Below are 26483 nucleotides of genomic sequence, written 5' to 3'. Positions count from 1 at the left end.
CGACGCAGTATTTCGATCACGGTCTCTCGCCGCGAGGCTGGCTGGAACGCCTTGCCACCAGTGTGCGAGCGTGTAGTTTCGGACTCCCATCAACTCGAAGGCAGGGAAAACATGTCCGATTCCGCCGGCGGGCTCTCCGACTATATCGGGATACTAGCCGTGTTTCTTCTCGTCGCCGCCAATGGCTTCTTCGTTGCCGCCGAATTCGCCCTGGTGTCGGTCAGGCGTAGCCGCGTCGCCGAACTCGCTGCGGCAGGCCGCATGAACGCCTCGGCACTTCAGCGCGCCGTCGATAATCTCGACTCGAATCTTGCGGCCACCCAGCTCGGCATCACTATCTCGTCGCTTGCCCTCGGCTGGGTTGGCGAACCGGCGCTTGCCCACCTGATCGAGCCGCTGCTATCATGGCTGCCTGGGCAATGGGCGACGGCGGGCGCGCATACTGTTGCCGTCGTCGTCGCCTTCGTCATCATCACAGCACTTCATATCGTGCTCGGCGAGCTCGCACCGAAGAGCCTGGCGCTTCAACGCAGCGAAGCCACTTCGCTTACCGTTGTGCGTCCGCTCGGTCTGTTCCTGGTGCTATTCAAGCCGGCGATCTTTGTTCTGAACGGCATGGGCAACCTCGTGCTGCGGGGTGTGGGTCTTCGCGCCGGAACCGGCGAATCGTCGTTCCATTCGCCGCAGGAGCTCAAGCTTTTGGTTGCCGAGAGCCAGGAGGCCGGCCTTCTCAACCAGGTGCAGCAGCAGCTCGTCGAGCGGGTGTTCAACATCGGCGACAGGCCGATCTCCGACATCATGACGCCGCGCCTCGATATCGAATGGTTCGACGCCGACGACAGCGAGGCCGAGATCCTGAAGACCATCCGCGAATGCAGTCACGAACAATTGCTGGTCGCCCGCGGCTCGATCGACGAGCCGATCGGCATGGTGTTGAAGAAGGACCTTCTCGACCAGGTTCTCGACGGCGGCAAGATCCGGCCAATGGAGGTGATCAAGCAGCCGCTGGTGCTGCATGAGGGCACCTCGGTCGTCCGCGTGCTCGACAGTTTCAAGGCCTCACCCGTTCGCCTCGCCATCGTCATCGACGAATATGGCAGCCTCGAAGGCATCGTCACCCAGACCGACCTGCTCGAAGCCATCGCCGGCGACCTGCCGGGATCCAACGAAGAGCCCGACATCGTCGTCAGGGAAGACGGGTCGCTCTTGATCGACGCGATGATGCCGGCCTTCGACGCCTTCGAACGGCTCGGCCTGCGCGATCGTCCGGACGCCGATTTCCATACGCTGGCGGGTTTCGCCCTGCATCAGCTCCAGCACATCCCCGAAGCCGGCGAGACCTTCGTCTTCGACAACTGGCGCTTCGAGGTTCTCGACATGGACGGCATGCGTATCGACAAGATGCTCGCGACGCGCATTTCCGCGGATGGGGTGGAGGCCTAGCGCATCGGCCCGAAAATCGGAATCGATTTTCGGAAAGCACGATGCGTAGATTCAAAGTGTTAGAGCGTCCTTTGTGCGTCCGAAAGGACGCACGGCGCTCTAATTCACCGCCAGCGTCCAGAGCATCCCTGCGGCCGCGCAGGCTAGCAGCGTCGCGATCACGGAAGCCTTGAAACGGAAGATCGCGATGGCGGCGGCGGCAGACAGCGCCATTGCCGCTGGCACGGCCGATTGCAGTACGGGGATATCGAGCCGTAAGCCGCCAAGGTGAACGGTCGCAACCTCAGCAAACAGCGTGTGCAAGGCAAACCAGATAGCGAGGTTGAGGATGACCCCGACCACCGCGGCTGTTATGGCCGACATCGCGCCGGCGAGCGCGATGTTGCCGCGCAGTTTTTCGATGAATGGCGCGCCGAGGAAGATCCAGAGGAAACACGGCACGAAGGTGACCCAGCTCGTCAGGACCGCCGCAAGCGTTGCAGCAAGCATCGGATTCAAAGCTCCCGGATCGCGGTAGGCGCCCATGAAACCGACGAACTGGACGACCATGATCAACGGCCCCGGCGTCGTCTCGGCCATGCCGAGACCATCCAGCATCTCGCCGGGTTTCAGCCAGCCGAAATGCTGCACGGCCTCCTGCGCGACATAGGCAAGCACGGCATAGGCCCCGCCAAAGGTGACGACCGCCATCTTGCTGAAGAACAGGCCAATCTCGGTAAAGACGCTATCGGCGCCGAAGGTTGCGTAAAGTGCTGCGAGCGGTGCGAGCCAGAGGGCAAGCAACACGGCCGAGATGCGCAGCGACCATGCAAGATTCGGGCGCGCATGCGCCGGTATGCCCTCGCCAAGCGCCGACTCCGCGTCCGACAGTGTCGGGCCGCTTCCCGCCTTGTGGCCGCCGCCCGTCCGGAAGGCGGCAAGCCCGAACCTGCCGCCGAGGAAGCCGGCAATGCCGGCGGCGAGCACGATCAGCGGGAACGGGACATGGAGAAAGAAGATGGCGACGAAGGCCGCGGCCGCGATACCGACCATGACGCGATTTTTGAGCGCCCGGCCGCCGATGCGGATCACGGCCTGCACGACGACTGCGAGCACCGCTGCCTTCAGCCCAAAGAACAGGCCGACGACGATGCCGACGTTGCCGTAAGCCGCGTAGATATAGCTGAGACAGAGGATCGACAGGAACCCAGGCAGTACGAACAGCAGGCCGGCGACGAGACCGCCCACTGTCCGATGCATCAGCCAGCCGATATAGATGGCGAGCTGCTGCGCCTCGGGTCCGGGAAGCAGCATGCAATAGTTCAGCGCATGCAGAAAACGGTGCTCACCGAGCCATCGCTTCTCGTCGACGATGATCCGGTGCATGACGGCGATCTGGCCGGCGGGGCCGCCAAAACTCAGGGCGGCGACGCGCAGCCACACCCTGAAGGCCTCGCCAAACGAGACGCCGTGATGGTGCTCCTCTCGCGCGTCGTCCTCCGTCATTTTGCCGCCGGGAGCACTATCCGTCATCTCAACCATCTCATACCCTCTTCTTTGGCGCCGGCCAATTGTGGGTTTCCTCGGTCGCATCGCGGCACCAGCGGAAAAAAGCGTCGTAGAGAAGCATCCCGGCCTCGAGTTGCTCCAGATCGTCGGAATACATCCTGGAGAGGCCGAGCGATGCCGCAAGCAGTCCCGCCGCCTCAGGGGCGAGGTCGAGCCTGGCGGTATCCGCCGCCCTGACGATACGCGCCAGGCGCAGAAGCGGTTCCGACGCCAGCCCGAACTCCTCGATCATCACGTCGAAGGTACAGAGCTCGCCGCGATGGCTCCAGAACACATCCTCGATATCGAAGGGCGTCGCCGCGAAACGCTCGCCGACGGCCAAAACCTCGGGCGCCGGCACGAACAGGAACACGGCATTCGGATCAACGAAGCGCCGGATCAGCCAGGGACAGGCGATGCGATCGATCTTCGGCCGCGCCCGCGTCACCCAGACGGTGCGCTCCTCAGCGTCGCGTTGCGGCAGCTTTGCATCGGGCACGGCCGGTCCGCCCGCGATCCAAGCCTCGAAGCCACCTTCGAGGCTTTCCGCGTCGACCCCGACATGGCGGAGATAGGCGGCAACACCATGACTGAGCTTGCCGCCTCTCTGGCAGACCACGACGACGGCTTCGGCATCGACGTCGCCAACCCAGGACACGACATCGGCATAGGCGCGCCGGATCGAGCCCGGCACCAGGCGTGGATCGAGCGCGAAGTCCTCCTCCGTGCGCACGTCGATAATGACGGGAGCCCCAGGCGTCCCGATGAGGCGGCTGAGCTTTTCAGGTGAGATTTCTAGAAATGACGGCATGACGCGTCCCTCCGTTGATCGGTTTTACTGGACGCGATTCTTCAGCATGACGCCTCGTGGGGTGATCGCGACCCCATGTCTGAACCATGCGCAAACAGACCCCATCGTGTCAAGCGCATTGCGCCATGGCGGCTTGCCGTCCGCGGCAGCGGCCTGCCATCCACCACGGCACCCGATCAGCCGGCAGGTCTTCCACCCGGTCTCTGCCGGTCGCCTCCAGGCAAGCCGGCGGGCAGATGAGAGGTGAGTGGCAAAGCCGCGAATACACGGAGTGCCAGTGAAGAGCGCGAATGAAGGTAGGAAAACCCAGTCAGTACAAGCGCTTCGGCCCAGAACGGAACAAAAAGCCCGCTTCGGCATTCTTCTCTGACCGAAAGAGGAGAAAGTACCATGACGTACGACCCCAATAATGCCAACGACCCGAACCGCCCGCTGAACCCAAATTTGGATCTGCGCACCACGCCGAGCACGCGCAGCAGTAATACGTGGATTGTCTGGGTCGCTGCATTGGCCGTGATCGCTGTCGCTGCATTCGCCTATTCGCAGTGGGGCACCCCCGGCACATCGCCGGACACGACAGCCTCCACGACCCAATCCGAGCCGGCGCCGGCCAAGCCGATCGCTCCGACCAATAACAGCGCAACGCCCGCACCAGCACCAGCACCGGCCACTCCGCCGCCGGCTGCCCCGGCACAGCAGTAATCGCTGCCCGGCCAGAAGAAGCCGGCCCAGTGCCGGCTTCCTTTCTGCTGCGAGCGCTTGAAGATGTTTAAGCAAACCCTATTTAAGGGATGCTAAATCTGTCTCTGACGGCTGACCACGGAGGTACTGGCAGCCGTTATCGAGACTGATCGAGGAAGGTCGGCGCGAATTTCGCCCGGCCTTTTTTCTTGACCTCATCATCCATACCGAACAGCCGTACTGGCAACGCCTGATCGGGATTATCTGGGAATCCTGTTATAGAAAGACTGCGGATCGTACACGCACTCGTAATCGAGGAGGCAAAGCTTGCCATTGGCATCCCTCACCCTTGCGGTGTCGTACTTGTCGCCGAGATTGCACCTGGCCGGCGGATAACGGAAGCTGCGACCGCCAAAGCCCATCCGCACAAAAACCGCCTTGTCCTTGCGGATGATCTGCGCAAGCTCTTCGCAACTGTGATCCCTGGCATTGACCTCCACCGCCTCGACGGCAAGAGCGACGGACGGAAACAGCAGTGCGACGGCCAGAACAACGCTTTTCATGGAAACTCCTGAATGTGATAGAGCGAAGTTAAGGCATCGCACCCAATGCCGCCAGTCCGCAAACCTTCCGAATTATACATCTAAGCAGCCCTGCCCTTCTGCCTCCCGGCACGCTCGATAACGGCGCGTGTCGAAACAGAAATTGTCGAATGAGCGACCAACCGCGCGGGCTCTTTGAGACAGCGAATCCAGGTGGACGGGACACTCCTTCGCTACTCCACAAGGATGTTGCCGCATCCCCATCCATTAAGATGTTTGGTCTATGCTGCCGGCCATGAAACCGACGTTTGGGCGTAGACACCTTGCAGAGCCGGAGCGGACAAGGACCGTTCCAGCACAGAAGGTCGATGCGCCACCCGCCAGAAGCTTCGATTGGCCGAAAATCAGGCGTTACGCCAAAAACGCGACCTTGGCCCTGCTGATCGCGATCAAACTTGTGGTTGTGATTATTTACGTCATCAGACTAAACGCCTCGCATTCCTTCCAGGAATACGCACCGCCCATAGCAATGATGGCGGTACTGTCGCTTTTCATCGTCGCCGCTCTCTGGCTCGCCGGCATGAAACTGAGCGGCAGCGATTGACGTAACCTCGGTTGGCGCCGTCTGAAGTTGACCGCCGCCCGCACTTCCCGCTCGCTCCCTCTCACAACGGAAGCGTCCAGAGCATGATGCCGAAAAGGGTGAGCAGTTTTCGGACGACATCCTGCTTTAACTCTTTAATCTGGAAGAGGATTCGGATTTCAGGCCGACCCGGCCTAAAATCATCCCGTTCTAGGGAAAGTTATAGGGCGACGCGGGGTCGAAGACGCAGGAATAATCAAGGATGCATTGCTTTCCCTCGCCATCGCGCAAACTGGTCGTGGTGCGCTTGTCACCCATACTGCACTGGGCGGGCGGATAACGGAAACTGCGGCCGCCGAAACCGATGCGAACAAAGACCTTTTTGTTCTGGCGAATGATCTGAGCAAGCTCGCTGCAGCTATGTTCGCTCGCTTTGACGTTCATGACGCCTGCGCCAAAGGCCGGTAACGGCAGAGACAAGGCAACGACTAGAATGACGCTTCTCATGGGACCCTCCCAGTGTGTGAGGGAAACTAGCGCGCACAGATCACTGCGACCAGTCATTTGGGCAAGGCTAGCAATATCGCCCGCTTCCAGCAGGCCGGAAAATCCGGCCTGATTTCAAATACATCAATCTTTTCAAGAGATTTGGTGGGTGATGTAGGGCTCGAACCTACGACCCGCTGATTAAGAGTCAGCTGCTCTACCAACTGAGCTAATCACCCGTTCGCGCTTGGCTGCGCGGTGTGACGGGGCGTATAAACAGGATCGGCAGGCTTGTCCAGCGCATAGGCGAAATTTCTTTGGTTAATCGCGAAGATTTTTCGGCATGGCTGAAATACAGCGCAGAAGCCCGAAAATCGGAATCGATTTTTGGGAAGGATTATGCGCCGATTCAAAGTGATAGAGCGTCCTCAGCGCCCGTGAAATCAAAGGTCGAGCGTGCCGCTGGCCAGCCGTACCGCCTGGCCGCCGATCCGCGCGTTGGAGATCGCTCCCGCGTCGACATCGATATGCAGGTGGATGAAGGACGGCCGGCCCATCTCGACGCCCTGCTCGATCATGATCGGGTGATGCCCGTCCGTCAGTCGGTCGAAATGGTGGATGGCGCCGGAGAGTGCGGCCGCCGCCGAACCGGTGGCCGGGTCTTCGACGATACCCATGCCGCTGGCGAACATGCGCGCATGGAACTTCGCCACGTGGTTGACGCCGCCGCGGCAATAGGCATAGGCCGAGGCAAGCGCGCCATCGACGAAGGGCACGATCTTTTCCCAGAGTTGCGGATCGAATTCCACTCGCTGCGTGGCGCCGACATCGTGCACCGGAATGAGCAGGAAGGGAACGCCGGCGCTCCAGACCGACGGGACGTGATTTTCGAAGCCGATCTCAGTCACCTTCAGCGATAGCGCATCGGCGATCCCGAGCTTGTCGAGCGGCATGATGGCGGGCTGCGATTTCCGCGGCAGGTCGAATTCGGCAAAGCTCGCCTCACCCTCTCTCAGCCGCACCGCGCAACGCACCGGCCCGACATTTTCCTCGAGCACCGTGACGAGATCGCGCGTCGCAGCACCGTGCACCCGTTCGGCCAGCGCGACCGCCGTGCCGACCGTCGGATGGCCGGCAAAGGGCAGCTCGCGCCCAGGCGTGAATATCCTCAGACGCGCCGCATAGGCAGGGTTGGTCGAAGGTTGCACGAAGACCGTCTCCGAGAGATTGATCTCGCGGGTGATTGCCTGCATCGCCTCGTCGCTGAGATTGTCTCCGTCGAAGATCACCGCCACCGGGTTGCCCGCAAGCTTTCGATCGGTGAACACGTCATAGACGCTGTAGCTTCGCGCCACATCGGCCTCCTTGAATCGTCATCGCGCCGCCAACCTGCCCGACCGGGCGAACGAGTGCAAGGCGCTAAAACGCGTCACGTCAACCGGAATCACATGACGCGCTTTCGATCTTTAGGTGATGCATGTCGTTATCCCGAAACGCTACATGGCTTTGGGGGGCATACATCAACTCCGCTCGGCCTTGCCGAAATACCAGTCGATCACGGGCAGCATGGCGATATTATAGGGGTGCGCCGAGTGATCGGCCGAGCGGATCGCCGCTGCACCCGCGATCTCCTTGTCCTCGGCCACGAGCATGTGACTCTCGATCCGTTCGACCATCTCGTCCGCCGTCATATCGAAGCGGAAGAGCCGCAACAGTGTCACCGTCCGGTTGGAATGGCTGGCGAAGAGCCCGTGCCCCGCCACCGAACGGCTAAGATCCAATCCGGTTTCTTCATGGACCTCGCGGCGCATGTTTGCCTCGATGTCGCAGCGCCCGTCGACGATATCCTCCGGCTCCAGCGAACCGGCGGCGAAATAGACCTGGCCGGGATTGGCTGTATGGGCGCCCATACGGATCGCCACAAGCGCACCGTCCGAGGTTTCCAGCACCGGATAGGCGAAGATGTGAATGCCGCCCTGACGCTGCGGCTGCCGGCGCCACCACATGAAGGCGGAAAAGGGAATGACGTGGCCCTCGCCCGCAATCCCGTTTTCACTGAGCGAGAGCCGCTGCTGAAACACCATGCGCCCATCGAACAGCGCCGGATTGGCGGCCGTCTCCCTGGCCCAATTCTCCCGGATCGCCGCTTGTTCGGCGACGGCGAAGGGATGGGGACCGGGCAGGATGCGCAGATCAACGCCGGCGATCGGGAAGACCGTGGCTTCCGGGGGCCAGCCGGCGAAATCGGAAAAATCGGTATTCGGAAAATTCATGTTCAAATTCGTTTTCATGGGAGATCCAGTGTCATGACGACAGGGCAGTGATCGGACGCCTTCGGCCTGTCCCAGCCGGTGCGCGGATAACGCTCCACCTCCTGCCCCGGCGGGAACATGGTGCGGTAGGGCTGGCCGCTGCGGATGATTTCGGGCAGGCGGCCGGCATTATGGGCGGCAAGTGCTGGCGAAAGCCAGAGATAGTCGAGTTGGCAAAGCCACTGCTCCTGTGGCCCGCGAGCGTGATAGAGCGTCCAGCGGTCGAGAGGTTCGCGGCGGCGCACCACATTTTCGGCAAAGCCGTCGCTACTGAAAACGTCGAGCGCGCTTTCGGACTCGTCGTGATGTTCGAAGCGATAGCCAGTGCCCCGGCGGCCGATGACGTCGACGCGCTCCTGATAGTCGTTCATGTCTCCACAGATGGCGAAGCTCTTCGTGCCGGCTTGATCCGCACCGAAGCGATCCTCGATGATGCGGCGCACGGCGCGCGCCTCGGCGCGACGGATCGGCATGGTCGATTGCCGCCCGTCCAGCCCGTCGCGCGGATTGCCCATTGACTTGAAATGCACGACGTAGAGCGAAAACGGCCGGCCGCCGATCAGAAGATCGAGCTCCAGGCAATCGCGTTTGAAGATCTTGTCGTCAATACGGTTGGTGAGCGCCAGTTCATCACTGAAGAGATCGAGATCGCGATAGGTCGTCATCGCATGGCTTCTGATATCCTTGAGCTCGATCTTCTGGCCGTCGCGCGTTTCCTCACGCATCAAGACGGCAACATCGATGCCGCGGCTGTCATTGCCCTCGACCAGGTATTTCTGGCGGTAGCCGTTTCCGACCATGCGGAAGAGATAGCCGTATTCGAAGGCCTGAAGGGCAGCCATGTTGTCGATTTCCTGCAGGCAGAGGATATCGGCGTCAGCATCGGCGATCGCGAGCGCCGTCATCTGCCGGGTATCGTCGGCGGCGGCAATCACCCGGGCCTGCTCGAGCTGCTGATAGACGCCCTCGCTCGACACCTGGAAAAGCTTGATAACGCGATCCTGGCGCAACTGATTGCGGAAGCCGGTAAAATCGAAACGGGTCAGCAGATTTTCGACGTTGAAGGTGGCGAGGCGAAGCGACATGGCAGGAGTCCGGTTGCGTGCAGTACCTTAACCGGCAATGGCCGCAGGAAAAGACGGCGGACGCAAGAAATATACGGACAAGTGCCGTCTGCGCCCTAGATACGGCTGGGTGGGCTTGAAGTGGCGCTGTCATGAGGTTGGCTGTGCCCGCCATCAGGACTGCTCGACGAGCCCCCATTGCTCGAACCGCGGTATAGGTCACTTGGGCTAAATGTGGGTTCGTTCGCCCCGCTCCAAAGATGGGCATCCCTGGAGAACGCTCGCAGCGCTTAGAAGAGCCGCCGAAAGCACGAAAACGGGTCGAATACGCTTTACTGGAGTTGGCATATTAATATGTCCTTTCAATTAATCGATTATCGCGCGCGCTTTACTCGTCCCATGCGCTTCTGCAAATTCAGTCCGTTGCTCGGCACCACGAGCCGGAAGAACTATTCAACCTTACGGTGATTCGAAAGAAGACTTGGGTAATTTTCAACTTCTATTATCGAGCTTCCATTGCTGTCATAGACGCCGACTCTCGATCTATCAAAGCCGCCAGCCCGCGCGGATGACGGCGCGCACCGTCTCGCCCGCCTCGACGACCACGCGGCTGTATGCGCGTAGCGTCTGGCCATTGCCGAGGATCAGTTTCACGGCATGGCGCTCGCCCTCGAACAGCACGGATTCGACGATTGCCGGAGGCCCCTCGCCGCCGATGATCACATCCTCCGGCCGCACGAGGATATCGGCGCCATCGGTATTGGCGGCCTGGAGCGCATCCTGCAGTTCATTCCATTCCAGCTGGCGTTCGCTGCCCATTACCGGCAGTGTCAGGATCGCGCCTCGCCCGATCAGCCCGCCGACGACGCGGCCTTCCGGCCGGGCATAGATTTCGGTCGGCGGCGCTACCTGCAGCAGGTGGCCTTCGGACATGACAGCGACATCGGTCGCCAGCGCCATCGCCTCGCTCTGGTCATGGGTGACGTAGATCATCGTTGCGCCCGAGCGCTGGTGGAACTCGCGAAAAGTCTCCTCCATCTCCTGTTTCAGATGCCGGTCGAGATTGGCGAGCGGCTCGTCGAGTAGCACCACGTCGGGTGATGTCACCAGGCAGCGGGCGAGCGCGACGCGCTGGCGCTGGCCGCCGGAGAGATCGGCTGGAGGCCGTTCGGCATAGTCGGCAAGCCGCACGATGCCGAGCGCGTCGCGCACCTTCGTCCGGTAGACCTCGCCCGAAATGCCGCGCACCTTGAGGGGATACCCGACATTGTCGGCGACACTCATATGCGGCCAAAGCGCATAAGACTGGAAGACCATCGCCATGTTGCGCTTTTCCGGCGGCAGCGACTGCGTGGCATCGGCAAGCAATCGCTCGCCGAGATGGATGGAGCCGTCGCTCGGCGTCTCGAAACCGGCGATCATGCGCAGTACCGTCGTCTTGCCGCAGCCGGAAGGCCCAAGCAGCGCCAGGAAGCCGCCCTCGCGCACCTCGAGCGAAAAACCGCTGACGGCGGCCCGGCCTGTACCAAAATCCTTGCCGAGCTGGTTGAGGGTCAGCTTCGCCATGGGACCACTCCTTTCGGCAGCCGTTTCGCCAGAATTTCGAGCAACAACATCAGCACGATGACCATGAGGACGACGAGCACCGAAAGCGCCGAGGCAAGGTCGGAGCTGCCGCTGTCGTCAAGATTATAGATGGCGACGCCGAGCGTCTGCGTGCCGGCCGACCAGAGCAGCGCGGAAATCGTCAGCTCGTTGCAGGCGATCAGGAAGACGAGGATGACCGACGCGCCGGCGGCGGGCGCAATCAGCGGCACGATGATATCGAAAAGCCGGCGGAAGAAGCCGGCCCCGGAAAGCCGCGCCGCCTCTTCCAGCGCCGGATCGAGCTGGTGGAAGGCGCTGACCACCGGCTTCAGGCTGACGGCAAAGAAGGAGGAGAAATAGGCGATCAGGATTATCCAGATCGTGCCGTAGAGCGAGACGTGCAGGATTGGAATCGGTGCTGCGAACACCAGGATGAAGCAGACCGCCATGACGATGCCGGGCAATGAATAGGGTATCTCGATCAGGCTCGAGACGATGCGGGAAGCCAGATCCCTGCGTCGTGTCAGCGCATAGGCCGCAAGCATCGTCACCACGAGGAGACAAAGCGCGGTCGCGCCGGCAAGTGACAGCGAGTTGATGAAGGCGGTGCGCGTCACCGCCTGCCGGAACAGGATCTCCTGAAAAGCATGCAGTGACATGGTTTTAAAGGTGAGCGGCACGCCATAGGCCGGCACCAGCGCGCCGGCGACCAGCGCGAAAAAGGGCGCAGCCAGCATGACCAACAGGGTAGTCCAGACGAGTGGCGTGAACACGAAACGCCAGGCGCCGAGCTCGAAGGCCGCACTCGCCCCAGATAACCCGATGACGCGGTAGTCGCGACCGCGCAGCGCCCGGTCCTGGATCGTCAACCCGACGACCGAGATGCTGGCGATGATTGCCGAGAGCACGGCGACGTCGCCAAAGGTACGGCTGGTAAAGGCGGAAAACTTGGTGAAGATCAACGTCGGCAGCGTGAAGATCGAGGCCGGAATGCCAAGAATGGCGGGAATGCCGAAATTGCCGGTGCAGGAGACGAAGGAGATCGCCGCACCCGCGATGATGCCGGGCAGCGACAGGGGCAGAATGATGTCGCGGAAAACCCGCAGGCTGGAAGCGCCGGAAAGCCGCGCGGCTTCGACCCCGTCGCGCGGCAGCGTCATCAGCCCGGCTCGGAGCGCCAGATAGACCAGCGGCGCATGCTGCACGCCATAAAGCAGCGCGATGCCGCCCACCGAATAGAGCGGCTGCGGCGAGCCGAGCGGCGGAGCGATGTGCAGCGCCTTCAACAGCGGGCTGGAGGGGCCTGACATCTGCACCCAGGCCAGCGCCGTCACCTGCGGCGGGATCATCATCGGCAGCACGAACAAGAAGCTGAGCGCCCCCTTGCCGCGGATATCGGTCAGCGTCAGCAGGAAGGCGAAGAGGCAGCCGATGACAAGCGAAATGATCGTGCCCAGAATAGCGGTGACGACGGTGTAATAGGTCGCCGACCAAAGTGACGGTTCGCTCAGAACCGTCATCACGCCGCCATTGGCGAAAGCCGCGATCCCGACCATGGCAAGACGGGCGAGCGGCAGCACGCTGAGCATCAGGACGATGATGACGACAAAAGGAAACAGCCAGGCGGGCTGGCTGTTTCGGGTTTTGATGTATCCGTGCATGAAAGGATCAGTTCGAGCGGTAGATGCCCGAGAAGGTTTTGAGATCCTGATCGGTATTCTTCAACGCTTCGGCCGCCTTGATCGGCAGGATCTTGATGGTGTCTCGCGCCGGAAAGCCTTCCGGCAGCTTCATGCCGTTGCGGGCCGGGATGTAGCCGAGCTTCAGGAAGCCTTGCTGGCCCTTTTCGGAAAGCACGTAATCGACGAACGCCTTGGCGGCATCGGCGTTCTTGGTGCTGGCAAGGATACCGACCGGCTCGGTGACGGCCGAAACGCCTTCGCTCGGAAAGACGAACTCGACCGGAGCGCCCTTGGCCTTCTCGCGGATCGGCAGGTAATCGACGACCATGCCGTAAGCCTTCTCACCCGAGGCGACGGACTTCAGCACGGCGCCGTTGCCGCCGGCCGCGATTGCGCCGTTTTCCGCGAGCGACTTGTAGAAGTCCCAGCCAAGGCCGGGAACGGCGGCGAGCGTCTGGGCGTGGATGAGGGCCGCACCCGAGGCAAGCGGGCTCGGCATGGTGACGAGGCCCTTGGCTTCCGGCTTGGTCAGGTCCTTCCAGCTCGCCGGCTTCATCGCGGCCGAGGTATTGTAGATGATGCCTGTCGTGATCAGCTTGGTCGAGTAGTAGTAACCGTCGGCGTCGTAGAGGGCGGCGTCGTACCCTGCGGCTTCCGGCGACTTGTAGGCCATGAGCTTTCCATCTTGCTTGAGGCGCTCCACCGTCACCACGTCGGCAATCAGCAGAACATCGGCAACCGGGTTGCCGGCCTGAATCTCGGCCTGCAGCTTGGCCATGATCTTCGGCGTGCCGTCGCGAACCCAGTCGACCTTGATATCGGGATTGGCAGCCATGAAGCCGTCGACCGTCGCCTGTGCGTCTTCGTTCGGCTGGCTGGTATAGAGAACGAGGTTTGCGGCGGACGCCGGAATGGCAAACAGGCTCGCGGCGAGAAGCGCTGCGGCGGAAACGATGGTTTTCATGGGGAAGATCCTCGATTTCGATACCCCTCCCTTATTAGGGGTCGTTGACAGACATGTGACAGGGCGCCGCAGCCGACGCGGGCCATTCCCACAACCTTCCTTGGTGGTTCGCCTGCCCTGCCGACAATACAGTTGATCGCCCCCCCGATTTCTGGAATCGCCTATGAACGCGGCCCGATCCGGGCCGATTCGAGGGGATGGCAAGAATGAGACGGACACCCTGGCGCGCGCGCCTGCGCTACCAGTTCGACAAGAGCATGGCCGCCGGCCCGATCGCCCTGATCGGCTGGCTGGCGGTGATATCGCTGGTTGTCATCATCGCTGCAGGTCTGCTGCTTGCGCTGACCGGTATTGCGCCCGACGGCGGCGAGCATATGAGCTTCGTTGAGGGTGCCTGGGAATCGCTGATGCGCACCATGGACGCCGGCACGATGGGCGGTGATATCGGCTGGCCCTTCCGCGGCGTCTCCCTTGTCGTCACCATATCGGGCATCTTCGTATTCTCGGCCCTGATCGGCGTGCTGAGTTCCGGCATCGAGGAAAAGCTGGATGACCTGCGCAAGGGCCGCTCGCAGGTGCTCGAAAACGACCATACGATCATCTTCAACTGGTCGCCCTCAATCTTCGACGTCATCTCCGAACTCGTCATTGCCAACACCAGCCGGCGCCGCCCGCGCATTGTCATCATGGCCGCCAAGGACAAGGTGGAGATGGAGGACGAGCTTGCCGACAAGATCGGAAATCTCAGGAACACCCGTATCATCTGCCGCAGCGGCGATCCGACTGATCTTTACGACATCAACATCGTCAACCCGCACACCTCGCGCTCGATCATCGTGCTGTCGCCGGAAGGCGACCATGCCGATTCCGAAGTGGTCAAGACGGTGCTCGCCCTCGTCAACGATCCCGGCCGCCGCAAGGAGCCCTACCAGATCGCCGCCGAAATCCGCGACACCAGGAATGCCGAGGTGGCGCGCATCGTCGGCGGCAAGGAATTGCAACTGGTGCTTGCCGACGACCTGATCTCGCGCATTGTCGCCCATTCCAGCCGCCAGTCGGGCCTGTCAGGCGTCTATTCCGAACTGCTCGATTTCGAAGGCTGTGAGATCTATACGCTCGAGCAGCCCGAACTCTCCGGTAAAAGCTTCGGCGCCGCGGTGATGATGTACGAGACCTCGACGCTGATCGGCTTCTGCGACAACGAGGGCGCGGTCCATCTCAACCCGCCGGGAAACCGCATCTTCCTGCCCGGCGAGCGCGCCATCATCATCGCCGAAGACGATGCCGCCATCAAAAGCGCCGCCGCCGAGATGCGTGTCGACAAGGAGATGATCCGGGCTCCAGTGACACGCGAGACAAAGGCGGAGCGCACGCTGATGCTCGGCTGGAACCGCCGCGGCCCGATCATCGCCCGCGAGCTGTCGCGTTATGTCGCCCCGGGTTCGCAACTCACCATCGCCGCCGACACGCCCGATATCGAAGAGGAGGTTCGTGGCCTGACGTTTGCAAGCGACAATATGGCGGTCACCTGCCGCGTCACCGACACCAGCAGCCGCGCCGAACTCGACGACCTCGATATTCCCGGCTACGACCACGTGCTTGTGCTTGGCTACTCCGACCACATGGCCGCACAACCCGCCGACACCCGCACGCTCGTCACCCTTTTGCAGCTACGCCGGATCGCCGAGAAGACCGGCCGCCACATCGGCATCGTCAGCGAGATGATCGACGTGCGCAACCGTGAGCTTGCCGCCGTCACCCGCGCCGACGATTTCGTCGTCAGCAACAAGCTCGTCAGCCTGATGCTGGCGCAGGCCTCCGAGAACGGCCAGATGGCGGCGATCTTCGACGAACTGCTCGACGAGGACGGCTCGGAAATCTACATGCGCCCCGTCACCGACTATGTTTCGATCGACAAGCCGCTGACCTTCTATACGATCTGCCTTGCGGCGCTACGCCGCGGCGAGGTCGCGATCGGCTATCAACGGCAGCGGCAGGGAGAAGCCGACGCCCGCAATCTTTCCGGCGTCGTCGTCAATCCTGGGAAATCGGATCTTCTGGCCTTTGCCGAGGCCGATCGCCTGATCATCCTCGCCCGCCAGTGAACCCGCGTGTGAGAGTTCACGCAGGCGTGAACGCGCGGCAATTTGCCATTGCCGTGCTTTGCGCTACGTCACTCACATTTCGATGAGGGAGGAATTTCAATGGAATATCGTCTGCTCGGCCGTTCCGGCCTGAAGATCTCGACTTTGACCATGGGCACGATGACCTTCGGTGGCGTCGGCTGGGCAAAGACCGTCGGCGACCTCGGCGTCGCCGAGGCGCGCAAGATGATCGACATATGCATCGATGCCGGCATCAACCTGATCGACACTGCCAATGCCTATTCATCGGGCGAATGCGAAAACATCATCGGCGATGTACTCGGCGGCAAGCGGCCGCAGGGCGTGTTGCTCGCCACCAAGGCCCGCTTCAGCATGGGCGACGGCCCGAACGACCAGGGCCTGTCGCGCTACCACCTGATCCGCGAATGCGAGGCGAGCCTCAAGCGCCTGAAAACCGATGTCATCGACCTTTACCAAGTGCATGAATGGGACGGCCAGACGCCGCTGGAAGAGACGATGGAAGCGCTCGACACCCTGATCAGGCAGGGCAAGGTGCGTTACGTCGGTTGCTCGAATTATTCCGGCTGGCACATCATGAAGGCGCTCGGCATCGCCAACGAGCACCGGTACCAGCGCTTCGTCAGCCAGCAGATCCACTATACGCTGGAGGCGCGCGACGCCGAATACGAGCTGCTGCCGATCTCGATCGATCAGGGACTCGGCGTGCTGGTCTGGAGCCCGCTCGCCGGCGGCCTGCTCTCCGGCAGGCATCGCCGCAACCAGGCAGCGCCCGAAGGCACGCGCCAGTTCGCCGGCTGGACCGAACCGCCGATCCGCGACGAGAACCGGCTCTGGAATATCGTCGAGACGTTGGTCGCGATCGGCGAAGAGCGCGGCGTTTCGGCGGCACAGGTGGCGCTCGCCTGGCTGATCGGCCGCAAGGCCGTGACCTCGGTCATCATCGGCGGCCGCACCGAAGCCCAGTTCCGCGACAACATCGCCGCTGCCGAGCTGAAACTCACGGACGACGAACGCAAGCGCCTCGACGCGGTCAGCTTGCCGCCGGTGATCTATCCCTATTGGCATCAGCTGAACACGGTTAGCGACAGGCTTGGTGAAGCCGACCTGGAGCTTTTCGGCCCGCATCTCCAGTAATAGGCGATAGCGGATCCGGCGTTGCACGGCGGAAGACAAAGCATGTCGCGCAAAAGTATGCAGCGGTTTTGCGACCGCGACATGCTCAAATCAAAGACCTAAAGTGTGGCAGGCGAATCTGAAAGATCGCGCCATACTTTAGCCGTCACAAAAGATGCGCTTTCGCCGTGTTATCGTAAGACCCCGCCACTCGCCGCGAGGTTCTCCATGCTGAAGAATTACAACGTCCTGAAGGGTACGGCGAGCGCACTCGCTCTTGACGACGACAACGATCCGCACATCGAGATCCGCATTGAGGCGAACGGCGTCAGCTACCGCATCGCGCTCAACGTCCGCTCCAAGGAATCGCCACACGACTTGCTCTACGCCAATATCGTCGATTTCAAGCACCCGGCGCTGACCGAGGCGCTCGAAGCCCTGCCGATGGGCCTGACCGACATCCGCAAGGACCGTCCGGAGCTTGCCATCGACTATGTCCGCGGCGGGCTGATCGAGCGCGAGGACATGAATGTCGCGCCCTTTCAGCTCACCGGCCCGAAGAACGACCTGCGTGACTTCATCGAGCCGATCGTCCAGGAGGGCATTGTCGATTCCGACGTACACTTCTACGCCTTCGGCGAGGCCTGGGGGCCTGAGAACAACAAGCCGGACCAATATTTCGACTTCGAACCGGGCAACGGCATCCACGACATCCACATGAACCAGGGCGACGGCGGCAGCTTCAAGGCCACCAACGGGCCGAACCAGGATGGCGCCCTGCTCGTCCATTTCAACGATACCGACGAATGGGCGGCGATCTTCCTCTGCTTCCAGTCGCAGAACTGGAACACCGATGCGATGACCGGTCATCCGCTTTCCGACAGCCGCGGCGGCCAGGGCCGCGGCGAAGGCACACGCCGGCCGCAGCCGATCGTCGCCTCGTCGCTGCGCATCGTCGCCGCGCTGATCAACCCGGTGAACGGCGAAGGCGGCACCGAGGCCGAAACGGTAACGATCATCAACCGCTCCGACATGGAGGCATCGCTCGACGGCTGGAAGCTGGAGGACGAAAACGGCAGGAGCCAGACGCTGTCGGGATCGCTTAGCGCCGGCGAGTTGCGCACCATAGCGCTCGATGCCGCAGCCGGCGGCCCGCAGCTTGCCAACAGGGGCGGCGACATCATCCTGCGCAATGCCGACGGCGCCGTGGCCGACCGGGTCGGCTACGGCAAGAGCGAGACGGCGAACGAAGGTTGGACGACGATCTTCTGATCGGCGCCCTGGCTGCCTGGTTTGCAAAACGGGGAGCCTATGGAGCTGTATGGCTTGTGCCACATGTTGCTCTTCGCCTGCGCTCAGTGCATTCGCGGCTCTCTGCCGCTCACCCCCTCAACCGGCTGCCGCCACCTTCTCCCCGCTGGGGAGAAGAGATTCGCGGCAACGCCTCGCCTCCTCGAAAGCGTTCGTTATGGAAGCGAAAGCTTACGGCTTGCTTCCTCTTCTCCCCAGCGGGGAGAAGGGGGCCCGAAGGGTCGGAAGGGGGCCGCACGGCACGCCCTCTCCTCAACCTCTCACGTCAGCCGCCGATTTCGGCCGAGATCAGCGCGCTCAGGCGGCCGATGCCGTCTTCGATCATCTGCTCGTTGGCGCAGGAGAAGCTGACTCGGAAGGTGTTGGCGCCTGAACCATCGGCGAAGAACGCCTTGCCGGGCACGAAGGCGACCTTGGCGGTTTCGAGTGATTTCGCCAGCAGCTTGGCGCCGTCCATGCCCTCGGGCAGCGTGATCCAGATGAACATGCCGCCCTCCGGCTTCGTCCAACTGGTGCCTTCCGGCATGTATTTGTCAAGTGCGGCCAGCATGCAGTCGCGGCGCTTGCTGTAGGCGGCCTTGATCTTGGCGACCTGCGCATCGAAGCCGCGCTCGGCGACATCTGATATCGCCATCTGGTTGATCGTCGAAGAATGCAGGTCGGCCGCCTGCTTCATCAGCACCAGCTTGCGGATGACGGGCGCGTTTGCGACGATGAAGCCGACGCGAAGACCGGGTGCCAGCGTCTTCGAGAAGCTGCCGCAATAGATCGTGCGCGTATCGTTGATATGGCCCTTCTCGGCGATCTCGAGCGCCAGGATCGGCGGGATCGGATCGCCGTCGTAACGCAGCGACTGGTAGGCCGCATCCTCGATGAGGGCGATGTCGAGATCTTCTGCCAGTGCCAAGACCTTTTTGCGGCCGTCGAGATCGACGGTCTCGCCGGTCGGGTTGGAGAAGTCGGCGGAAAGATAGGCGAACTTCACCTTGCCGCCGGCAGCGGAAGCGGCCGCGCGGTAGGACTCGGGCGTCCGATTACCGTTCGGCGTCAGCTGGTCGTAGGCTGGTTCATAGGCGTTGAAGGCCTGCAGCGCGCCGAGATAGGTCGGCCATGTCACGAGTGCGGTGTCATCAGGCGACAGGAAGAGCTTGCCGAGATAATCGAGACCCTGCTGCGAACCGGACACGATGAAGACATTGTCGAGCTCGCAAGGGATGCCGAGAGCCGCCATCTGCCCGACCAGCCATTCGCGCAGCGGCTTGTAGCCCTCGCTGACCGAATATTGCAGCGCCGAATTGACGGCGGCGCCGTCGAAGATATCGGCATAGGCCTGCTTGAATTCCCGATCCGGAAACAGCGCCGGATCAGGAATGCCGCCGGCAAAGGAGATGATGTCGGGCCGGTCGAGAAGCTTTAAGAGCTCGCGGATTTCGGATGCGCGCATGCGCGACGAGCGCGACGCAAACATGGTGTCCCAGTTCAGCATGGAGTTTCCTCGTATTTTCTATACCGCCGACAAATCATGCCGCGGAAATTATGTCAATAATACTGACCTATTTTCTTGTCACGGTGACAAGTGTAGACGCCATCCGATATCAAGGCGCTCGATCCAGAATTTGCTGCTCGATGTCAGCCCCATCAAGCGATTATTCCGCTGATCAAAGCCGAAACCGGCCGATTCAGACCTTTCCAAGACCAGCCCGGCGGCAGTAGTGTCGCCGCCACTATTCAATGTACTATCAAGGTGCCAGCAATGACCGCGACGACGCCCCTCCTGAAATCAAAATCGAACTCCACAAGTCTCCCGTCTCCGACGCCGACCGCATAAAGGCACTGGCGACGCCCGGCTTCGGCAAGGTCTTCACGGATCATATGGTCCTGGCACGATGGACTGCCGACAAGGGCTGGCATGATGCGAAGGTTACGCCGAGGCGTCCTCTGGAGCTCGATCCTGCAAGCGCCGTGCTGCACTATGCTCAGGAAATTTTTGAAGGCATGAAAGCCTACAAGGCAGATGATGGCCGGATCCTGCTCTTTCGGCCTGAAGAGAACGCCCGCCGCTTCATGCAGTCGGCAAACCGCATGGCGATGCCTCCCGTGCCGGAAGAACTCTTCCTGAAGGCGGTCGAAGAACTGGTCCGCGTCGACAAGGCCTGGATTCCGTCCGGCGACGCCAGCCTGTACATTCGCCCCTTCATGTTCGCCAACGAGGCGTTTCTCGGCGTTCGTCCGGCTCAGGAATATATCTTCTGCATCATCGCCTCTCCGGTCGGCGCCTACTTCAAGGGCGGCGCGAAGGCCGTCTCCCTTTGGGTCGAGACCGAATACACCCGTGCAGCCAGCGGCGGCACGGGTGCGGCAAAATGCGGCGGAAACTACGCAGCCAGCCTCGTGGCGCAAGCCGAGGCGTCGAAGAAGGGTTGCGATCAGGTCGTCTTCCTGGACGCCGCAGAGCACCGCTGGGTCGAAGAACTCGGCGGCATGAACATCTTCTTCGTGATGAACGATGGATCAGTAGTGACCCCGCCCCTTGGCGGCACGATTCTGCCGGGCATCACCCGGGCCTCCGTGATCGTACTCGCCGAAGAAAGGGGCTTGCGCGTCGAGCAGCGCCCCTACTCGTTCGCGGAATGGCAAGACGACGCTGCCAGTGGCAGGCTCGCCGAAGCCTTCGCTTGCGGCACTGCCGCGGTCCTGGCGGGCATCGGCCTGGTTCGACATGCCGGCGGCGAATTTCCAGTCGGAGACGGACACACCGGCAAGTTGACCAGCGAACTGCGCCAGCAGCTCGTCAGTCTGCAGAAGGGCGTAACGAACGATGAGCACGGCTGGACGCGCCTCATCCCGGCCTGAAATCCGGACGTTCCACACCAACGGCGGCGTCAGCACCGACATGGTGGAGGCGCGCCGCTTTCCGCCTCGCCCGGAAAGCCGTCGGGCTGGCGATCTATTCCGCCCTCGTCGGAGTTCGTTTCGATCTGCACGATACATTACGTATGTTCTTCGAGCCGACAGCCATTAAGCAATCCGCGGATCGCTTTCGAAACGGACGCCGCCCGGTTTTTTGGGGCCAAGTCAGCCGGGAAAAACCATCGTCAACTTCCCATTTGGCGACAGAAATAGTACCGACGCCAAAACGGTTCGCCATTGACCGATGCCAAGTGATTTCTTACTATCTATTAATCGATAGAGGAAAGGTAAGAATGGCAACCGCAACCCTCTCTACAAAATTCCAGATCTCCATTCCCAAGGAAGTGCGCGAACAACAACACTGGTCGGCGGGACAGGAATTCGTGTTCATTCCCAAAGGCAAAGGCGTATTGCTAATGCCGGTCCCGACGCTTGCCGATCTTCGCGGCATCGCCGAAGGTGCAGACAAGACAAACTACCGCGACCGGAACGACCGTTTCTGATGCGCGTGATCGACAGCTCCGCATGGATAGAATGGCTGACGAAAAGTGCTGCTGGAATCCAGCTGCAGGCCGAAATCCCGGAACGCGATCAATGCATCGTTCCGACGATCGTGCAGCTCGAGCTTTCCAAATGGCTGGCACGCGAAAAGGACGAGGAAGCCGTCGACAGCTTCATCGCTTATACCGCAACATGCATGGTTGTTTCTCTCGACACGACGCTTGCTCGCCGTGCTGCCGAAATATCGGCAGCCCATAAACTCGCCACCGCCGATGCGATCATTTATGCAACCTCGGAGCGCCACGATGCCGATATCCTGACCTGCGATGCCCATTTCAAGGATCTCGAACGCGTCATCTATATCGATAAAAAAGACTGATCCGCATGTGACCCAAGCCCTCGACGGCTGGGCACAACGGTTCTATCACAAACCGGGAAATGATAATCTGGCATCTGGAATGGCTGAAAACCGGCATGTGCAGGCGGCACCGAATCCAATGGCGAAAATGACGATCTCGCTTCCGGATAATCTGGCGGAATACGTCGAAAACCGTGTCGCAAGCGGCAGATACAGCAGTGCTGACGCATTCCTGACAGAGCTCATTCTGAAGGACCAGCTCCATCACAAGCTTGACGACGACGAACTGCGCAACATCCTGAGACAGGCTGAGGAAAGCGGCCCGAGCGATCGACGCATTCCCGACATCCTGTCGGAAACGAAGGCGAAGCTGCGTGACAATAGCCTATAGGCTGACCCGAAAGGCGGACGCGGTGCTATCAGGCATCGACGAATATGCTTGCCTCAACTTCGGCGAGGCGCAGGCAGACGCCTATCTTCTCGACTGGGACAGGATTTTCGTGCTTCTTTCCCATGCTCCCTCCATGGGAGAAGAGTGCGACGAACTCGGCGTCGGCCTTCGCCGCCTCCTCCACATGCGCCACGTCGCCTTCTACCGGGTGACATCGGCAGGGATGGTCGTCATTGACATCATCGACGCGGACCGGCTTCCCGAAAGACATCTTCAATCCAACCAACGCCCGCGATCGGCCGAACAGCATGCCTCTTGAGCGCACCTTTTACTTCTATGAGGAAAATGCCGAGACCTACGCCAACCGGGCGCGCGGCCTGCCAAAGCAGCAGCTCGATGCCTTTCTCGCTGGGCTTGCGCCGGGTGCGGCCATCCTCGAACTCGGCTGCGGCGGCGGGCAGGACAGCGCCTACATGCTGGCGCACGGTTTCGACGTGACGCCGACGGATGGCTCGGCCGAGCTTGCAAGAAAGGCCGAAGTGCTGATCGGCAGGCCGATCAGGGTCATGTTGTTCCAAGAGCTCGACGCCGATAGCGCCTTCGACGGAGTCTGGGCACAGGCAAGCCTTCTCCACGTCCCGAGGCCCGAGCTGCCCGCCGTCTTCGCCCGCATCCGGCGTGCCCTGAGGACTGGCGGCATCATTCACGCGACATTCAAGGCAGGCGATGCGGAAGGCCATGACGGCTTCGGTCGTTATTACAACTACCCCTCAGCCGAATGGCTGTCGGAGCTTTTGACGAAGGGCGGCTGGCGGAATATCGCCATCGGCGAAAGCGACGGCGGCGGCTATGACGGCAAGCCGACCCGCTGGCTCGTGGTGGGCGCGCAACGATAAAGGCCAGAGCTTCCGCCCTATGTTCGGCACGCAGTTCTTGGCGCCGTCGCGATTTCAGGTGAAAACGCCGCTCCCCCTCCGTCAATAGAGAACAAACCCTTCTCCTTGAGTGTGTTGGCTCCCAGTCGTTTCGTGTCGGCTGAGACATCGAGAAACTCGCGCACGATCGTCGGATTTTTCTTCTTCAGCGGGAACCGAAAACCATCAAGGGGGTTCGATCACAATCTGACGAAGCCGGCTATAGCTGAACATGCCGCAGGTATCTCAAAAGCGGACGAGGATTGGACGGGGAGATACCAAAGATCTCTTGTTGACCACCTGTCTCCCAGGATGGATTGCCCGTTCGCTCGCCAGAAGCGGAATTCACCGAATGAGCCAATTGGCAGACATGAAGAACGCCGAACTTCTCAAACTCTCGGGGATCGGCCCTCGGTCCGTTGAGCAGATACGGTCGGCTGTTAGAAAATTCAAGCGCAACCGAACACACATCTCGGCGGCGCATTCTAAGGAATGATCGACGCTGCGATTGGAGTAAGGAATGAATGAGAAAGCTCGACTGGAAAGCGACATCGCAGCCCTGAGGCCATGGTTTCACAATCTGCGAATTAACGGCGTTCAAACCGCGCCGGATCATTTCCTCGGTGACTATCCGTCCTTCAAATGGGCACACTTTCAGCAGGTTGTGCCTGAAGATCTCAACGGATGCAGCGTTCTGGACATCGGCTGCAACGCCGGGTTCTACTCGCTTGAAATGAAAAGGAGAAATGCCGGGCGGGTCGTCGGAATCGATTCCGACCCGCATTATCTCAGGCAAGCTGAGTTCGCAGCCAGAGAGACAGGTGAGGATATCGAGTTCAAGCTGATGTCGGTGTACGAGGTGGAAAAACTCAGGGAGAGATTTGACCTGGTCCTTTTCATGGGTGTCCTTTATCACCTGCGGCATCCGCTACTGGCACTCGACCTTCTGCATGAGCATGTTGTCGGCGGAAAGATGCTGTTTCAATGCATGCAGCGGGGTGAAGAGGAAGTCGCGGCACTCGAGGAAAATTACGACTTCTCCGACGCGACAATATTTGAGCAGCGCGGCTTTCCGAAGCTTTATTTCGTGGAAGAACGTTACGCCGGCGACCCCACCAATTGGTTCATTCCGAACAAGGCGGCGGTCGAAGCGATGCTGAGAAGCACTGGCTTTGTCATTCGTGCAAATCCGGAACGGGAAGTTTATCTGGTGGAACATGGGACGCGCCATCCCATGGCGGAACCGCCTCCGGCACTTTGCTGATAGAAATTCAGGTCCCAAACCGCTTCTGCAGTCAAATATCGATCAATTGGGGCAGGCGGTCCAGGTAACGTTTGATGGTGCGTTCAATGCGCGCTGTCTCGGCGCAGTCGACGCTGCCCCTAGCCTGCGACCACAGTCCTATCTGAAAACCGAGATAACAAGCCTCAAAAAACCTGAGTACATCGTCGCGCAAGTCGCAATCCGCTTGCCGAGCGACGAGATCGGCAAGACGTTCGCGCTCCTTGCTCGACAGTTCGAACTCCACGCAAGCACCCACGACGTCCCAGGCGATGTCCTGGCACCCAATCAGATCATGGGCCGCATTGTGGTCGAGCGCATCCGTTTTTATGATCCGCCCGGTGGTGCTCGTCAGCCATTCCCATGGGTGAAGCCGGTTGTCCGTATCGACCCGTCGCAATCGTCCGGCTAGCCGCTCGGGCATGCCTATTGCGCGCCTCAATATTTCTGCTGTGTTCGATCCTGCCGCTTCCGCGATATTGAAAATTGCCATTTCGCAAAGTTTCTGGATCGACGCGCCGCCGTTTCGTGCCGGGAGGTGACGGGCCCGAAAACCAAGATAACGTCCGAGGTGATCCACCATGTGGCGCCTGCCTACACCGCTATTGTCGAGGGGCGTTCCATCTATCCATTCTTCGATGATGAATCCGTAACAGGTGCCGACAATCCTCGGAATAAAGCCGGCTTCGCTCAGCAAAGAGCCTCTGCGCGCCTTGTCCACGTCGCTCCCGCAAAGCCCGGCAAACTTGACGTGCCAGGCTTCTCCTTCGGCTTCCATCAGGAACTTGCGTTTTTCCATCTGCATGTGGCTCGGCGGCCAATGCGAAGGATCGCGATACCGAACGCCGCGCCATGCGCCACCGGACAGATCCCGCCACGACGATCTCGCAACGCTAACGACATCGGCCGCCCATGTGTGCAGCCGATGTTTTGGGTCTTGGGCCTTCAGAGTAAGATCATCGAAGCTGACGACATGGCGTGGTCGGTCTCGCCAACGGGTCAGATGCGTCTTGCTCGCATGCGGACCCGGCTCACCGGCGTGACTTGGGAAAAAGTGAAGCCGACCGGACGCCACGCCATTTGCCTGCAACCAGTCCCCGACACAGCCGAACGAACTCCCCGATAGCCCCGGCCCCTCATCGACGATAGCAAAATCGGTATCGGGATGGGCAAGGATGCGCTTGGAAAAATCGGGCGTAGCATTTACCTGCCGCTCGAACGGGTGGCCCGTCGGCCGCAGCGAATAGGCAGGCTCGGCACCCAAGGCTGCGGAAACCATGGCCGCCAGTCCGGTCCCGATGCTCCGTATCCCGATGACGACCGTCTGAGGCGTTAGTTTCGAGATCGAAGCCGCTTCGATATAGCTCTCGGGATACAAAGCATAAAAGGCGTAGCCCTCTGCCCGCTTCATCCGTACCGGATCGGTGCTGTCTAAAGATTCGAGTTTGGCTGTCCAATCTTTTGGAAAGGACAAAATCCCGGCAAATCCGTCTCGCCACGACTGCATGACCTCCCGCGCCTGCATGAGCAAAAGTTTCGCGCCGGCGTCCTGAAGCTCGGACACATCGTCGGCGCCTTTTTTCCCGAATTCTAGATCGGCCAGTGCCTGGACCAATTCTCCGGTCAGGATGAACGCCTGGACTAGAGTTTCGTGGCGCTGACGGCTTGGCTGCATTTCGATACACGCCATCATCAATCCTCTGATCGATGCGCGCACCGCTGCTGCGCTCTCGATGTGCTCGACATCGCCATAGACCAGCATCCGGTCCTCCTCTTTGCCACGTTGCCTGCCCGAACTGGCTGGATGATCGTTAGTCGCAATTGAAAAAATCGGAAGAACTGGGAACCGTTGCGGCTCCCGCTTGTTAGCTTTGTAGATGCCTCAGAAAGCAGCC

Annotated in this window: 26 protein-coding genes and 1 tRNA gene; 14 read left to right on the top strand and 13 right to left on the bottom strand. The window is 60.9% G+C overall.

What is annotated here, in order from left to right:
* Positions 1-111: 111 nt before the first annotated feature.
* The gene (locus ACS4RR_RS11105; protein ID WP_260296536.1) at positions 112-1443 is read left to right on the top strand and encodes a hemolysin family protein; all 1332 of its coding nucleotides are present in this window, start codon (positions 112-114) and stop codon (positions 1441-1443) included.
* 99 nt (positions 1444-1542) lie between these two features.
* Here the strand turns inward: ACS4RR_RS11105 and chrA are convergent, their stop codons facing one another.
* A complete protein-coding gene (chrA, locus tag ACS4RR_RS11100) occupies positions 1543-2964 on the bottom strand; it encodes a chromate efflux transporter (RefSeq protein ID WP_456190087.1) in 1422 nt (473 codons plus the stop codon).
* A gap of 1 nt (position 2965) precedes the next feature.
* The gene (locus tag ACS4RR_RS11095; protein WP_456190086.1) at positions 2966-3781 is read right to left on the bottom strand and encodes a chromate resistance protein ChrB domain-containing protein; all 816 of its coding nucleotides are present in this window, start codon (positions 3779-3781) and stop codon (positions 2966-2968) included.
* Between the two features lie 390 nt (positions 3782-4171).
* Here ACS4RR_RS11095 and ACS4RR_RS11090 point away from each other — a divergent pair, with 390 nt between their 5' ends.
* On the top strand, positions 4172-4483 hold the full coding sequence (locus tag ACS4RR_RS11090) for a hypothetical protein (protein WP_456190085.1): 312 nt from the start codon (positions 4172-4174) through the stop codon (positions 4481-4483).
* Between the two features lie 239 nt (positions 4484-4722).
* Here ACS4RR_RS11090 and ACS4RR_RS11085 read toward each other — a convergent pair whose 3' ends face one another.
* Positions 4723-5025 carry a hypothetical protein gene (locus tag ACS4RR_RS11085; protein ID WP_162116059.1) on the bottom strand — a complete coding sequence of 101 codons (303 nt, stop codon included), beginning with the start codon at positions 5023-5025 and terminating at the stop codon, positions 4723-4725.
* 262 nt (positions 5026-5287) lie between these two features.
* Here ACS4RR_RS11085 and ACS4RR_RS11080 point away from each other — a divergent pair, with 262 nt between their 5' ends.
* Positions 5288-5608 carry a hypothetical protein gene (locus ACS4RR_RS11080; protein ID WP_456190084.1) on the top strand — a complete coding sequence of 107 codons (321 nt, stop codon included), beginning with the start codon at positions 5288-5290 and terminating at the stop codon, positions 5606-5608.
* Positions 5609-5797: 189 nt separating this feature from the next.
* On the opposite strand, the gene ACS4RR_RS11075 is transcribed toward ACS4RR_RS11080, so the two are convergent.
* The 8 genes from ACS4RR_RS11075 to ACS4RR_RS11040 form a co-directional block, all read right to left on the bottom strand.
* Entirely contained in the window at positions 5798-6094 is a 297-nt protein-coding gene (locus ACS4RR_RS11075) for a hypothetical protein (protein WP_162116057.1), read from the bottom strand.
* A gap of 142 nt (positions 6095-6236) precedes the next feature.
* Positions 6237-6312: transfer RNA gene (locus ACS4RR_RS11070), tRNA-Lys, on the bottom strand.
* A 204-nt stretch (positions 6313-6516) separates the two neighbouring features.
* The gene (locus tag ACS4RR_RS11065) at positions 6517-7428 is read right to left on the bottom strand and encodes a PhzF family protein (protein ID WP_456190083.1); all 912 of its coding nucleotides are present in this window, start codon (positions 7426-7428) and stop codon (positions 6517-6519) included.
* Positions 7429-7593: 165 nt separating this feature from the next.
* Complete coding sequence (locus ACS4RR_RS11060) at positions 7594-8364, bottom strand: NUDIX hydrolase (protein WP_407766653.1); 771 nt, start codon at positions 8362-8364, stop codon at positions 7594-7596.
* Positions 8361-9470 carry an endonuclease/exonuclease/phosphatase family protein gene (locus ACS4RR_RS11055; protein WP_456190082.1) on the bottom strand — a complete coding sequence of 370 codons (1110 nt, stop codon included), beginning with the start codon at positions 9468-9470 and terminating at the stop codon, positions 8361-8363. The genes ACS4RR_RS11060 and ACS4RR_RS11055 overlap by 4 nt, the downstream gene beginning before the upstream one ends.
* A gap of 525 nt (positions 9471-9995) precedes the next feature.
* Positions 9996-11015 carry an ABC transporter ATP-binding protein gene (locus ACS4RR_RS11050; RefSeq protein ID WP_456190081.1) on the bottom strand — a complete coding sequence of 340 codons (1020 nt, stop codon included), beginning with the start codon at positions 11013-11015 and terminating at the stop codon, positions 9996-9998.
* On the bottom strand, positions 11003-12697 hold the full coding sequence (locus ACS4RR_RS11045; RefSeq protein ID WP_407766031.1) for an ABC transporter permease: 1695 nt from the start codon (positions 12695-12697) through the stop codon (positions 11003-11005). The genes ACS4RR_RS11050 and ACS4RR_RS11045 overlap by 13 nt, the downstream gene beginning before the upstream one ends.
* A 7-nt stretch (positions 12698-12704) precedes the next feature.
* Positions 12705-13682 (bottom strand): ABC transporter substrate-binding protein, encoded by a 978-nt coding sequence (locus ACS4RR_RS11040; RefSeq protein ID WP_407766032.1) that lies wholly within the window; start codon positions 13680-13682, stop codon positions 12705-12707.
* A gap of 206 nt (positions 13683-13888) precedes the next feature.
* On the opposite strand from ACS4RR_RS11040, the gene ACS4RR_RS11035 reads away from it, so the two are divergent.
* The 3 genes from ACS4RR_RS11035 to ACS4RR_RS11025 all read left to right on the top strand — a co-directional run bounded on the left by ACS4RR_RS11035 (position 13889) and on the right by ACS4RR_RS11025 (position 18193).
* Positions 13889-15787 carry a CASTOR/POLLUX-related putative ion channel gene (locus ACS4RR_RS11035; protein WP_407766033.1) on the top strand — a complete coding sequence of 633 codons (1899 nt, stop codon included), beginning with the start codon at positions 13889-13891 and terminating at the stop codon, positions 15785-15787.
* Between the two features lie 99 nt (positions 15788-15886).
* Positions 15887-16942, top strand: a complete 1056-nt coding sequence (locus ACS4RR_RS11030) for an aldo/keto reductase (RefSeq protein WP_456190080.1) — start codon at positions 15887-15889, stop codon at positions 16940-16942.
* Positions 16943-17149: 207 nt separating this feature from the next.
* Positions 17150-18193 (top strand): DUF2278 family protein, encoded by a 1044-nt coding sequence (locus tag ACS4RR_RS11025; RefSeq protein ID WP_260109009.1) that lies wholly within the window; start codon positions 17150-17152, stop codon positions 18191-18193.
* A gap of 304 nt (positions 18194-18497) precedes the next feature.
* Here ACS4RR_RS11025 and ACS4RR_RS11020 read toward each other — a convergent pair whose 3' ends face one another.
* Positions 18498-19718 (bottom strand): aminotransferase-like domain-containing protein, encoded by a 1221-nt coding sequence (locus tag ACS4RR_RS11020; RefSeq protein ID WP_170260736.1) that lies wholly within the window; start codon positions 19716-19718, stop codon positions 18498-18500.
* A gap of 245 nt (positions 19719-19963) precedes the next feature.
* On the opposite strand from ACS4RR_RS11020, the gene ACS4RR_RS11015 reads away from it, so the two are divergent.
* The 8 genes from ACS4RR_RS11015 (at position 19964) to ACS4RR_RS10980 (ending at position 24570) form a co-directional block, all read left to right on the top strand.
* A complete protein-coding gene (locus ACS4RR_RS11015; RefSeq protein ID WP_456190079.1) occupies positions 19964-21085 on the top strand; it encodes a branched-chain amino acid aminotransferase in 1122 nt (373 codons plus the stop codon).
* A 350-nt stretch (positions 21086-21435) separates the two neighbouring features.
* Positions 21436-21645 (top strand): AbrB/MazE/SpoVT family DNA-binding domain-containing protein, encoded by a 210-nt coding sequence (locus ACS4RR_RS11010; RefSeq protein ID WP_017964988.1) that lies wholly within the window; start codon positions 21436-21438, stop codon positions 21643-21645.
* Positions 21645-22022, top strand: coding sequence for a type II toxin-antitoxin system VapC family toxin (locus ACS4RR_RS11005; protein ID WP_017964989.1), 378 nt, complete (start codon positions 21645-21647; stop codon positions 22020-22022). The genes ACS4RR_RS11010 and ACS4RR_RS11005 overlap by 1 nt, the downstream gene beginning before the upstream one ends.
* A 118-nt stretch (positions 22023-22140) precedes the next feature.
* Positions 22141-22392, top strand: a complete 252-nt coding sequence (locus tag ACS4RR_RS11000; protein ID WP_260109012.1) for a ribbon-helix-helix domain-containing protein — start codon at positions 22141-22143, stop codon at positions 22390-22392.
* Positions 22376-22711: a type II toxin-antitoxin system RelE/ParE family toxin gene (locus tag ACS4RR_RS10995; RefSeq protein ID WP_260109013.1), complete on the top strand. Its 336-nt coding sequence runs from the start codon at positions 22376-22378 to the stop codon at positions 22709-22711. Before ACS4RR_RS11000 ends, ACS4RR_RS10995 begins: the two co-directional genes overlap by 17 nt.
* Positions 22701-23288, top strand: a complete 588-nt coding sequence (locus ACS4RR_RS10990) for a class I SAM-dependent methyltransferase (RefSeq protein ID WP_456190078.1) — start codon at positions 22701-22703, stop codon at positions 23286-23288. Before ACS4RR_RS10995 ends, ACS4RR_RS10990 begins: the two co-directional genes overlap by 11 nt.
* Before the next feature lie 250 nt (positions 23289-23538).
* Entirely contained in the window at positions 23539-23802 is a 264-nt protein-coding gene (locus ACS4RR_RS10985) for a DNA-directed RNA polymerase subunit alpha C-terminal domain-containing protein (RefSeq protein WP_407751652.1), read from the top strand.
* Between the two features lie 24 nt (positions 23803-23826).
* On the top strand, positions 23827-24570 hold the full coding sequence (locus ACS4RR_RS10980) for a TIGR04290 family methyltransferase (RefSeq protein WP_162116044.1): 744 nt from the start codon (positions 23827-23829) through the stop codon (positions 24568-24570).
* 31 nt (positions 24571-24601) lie between these two features.
* On the opposite strand, the gene ACS4RR_RS10975 is transcribed toward ACS4RR_RS10980, so the two are convergent.
* Positions 24602-26350, bottom strand: a complete 1749-nt coding sequence (locus ACS4RR_RS10975) for a hypothetical protein (protein WP_260109015.1) — start codon at positions 26348-26350, stop codon at positions 24602-24604.
* Between the last annotated feature and the right edge of the window lie 133 nt (positions 26351-26483).

The sequence above is a fragment of the Rhizobium zaerense genome (assembly GCF_051810725.1).
Lineage (GTDB): Bacteria > Pseudomonadota > Alphaproteobacteria > Rhizobiales > Rhizobiaceae > Rhizobium > Rhizobium leguminosarum_I.
Note: the sequence above shows the minus strand (reverse complement) of the source record. Positions and strands in the feature narration are given on the sequence as shown.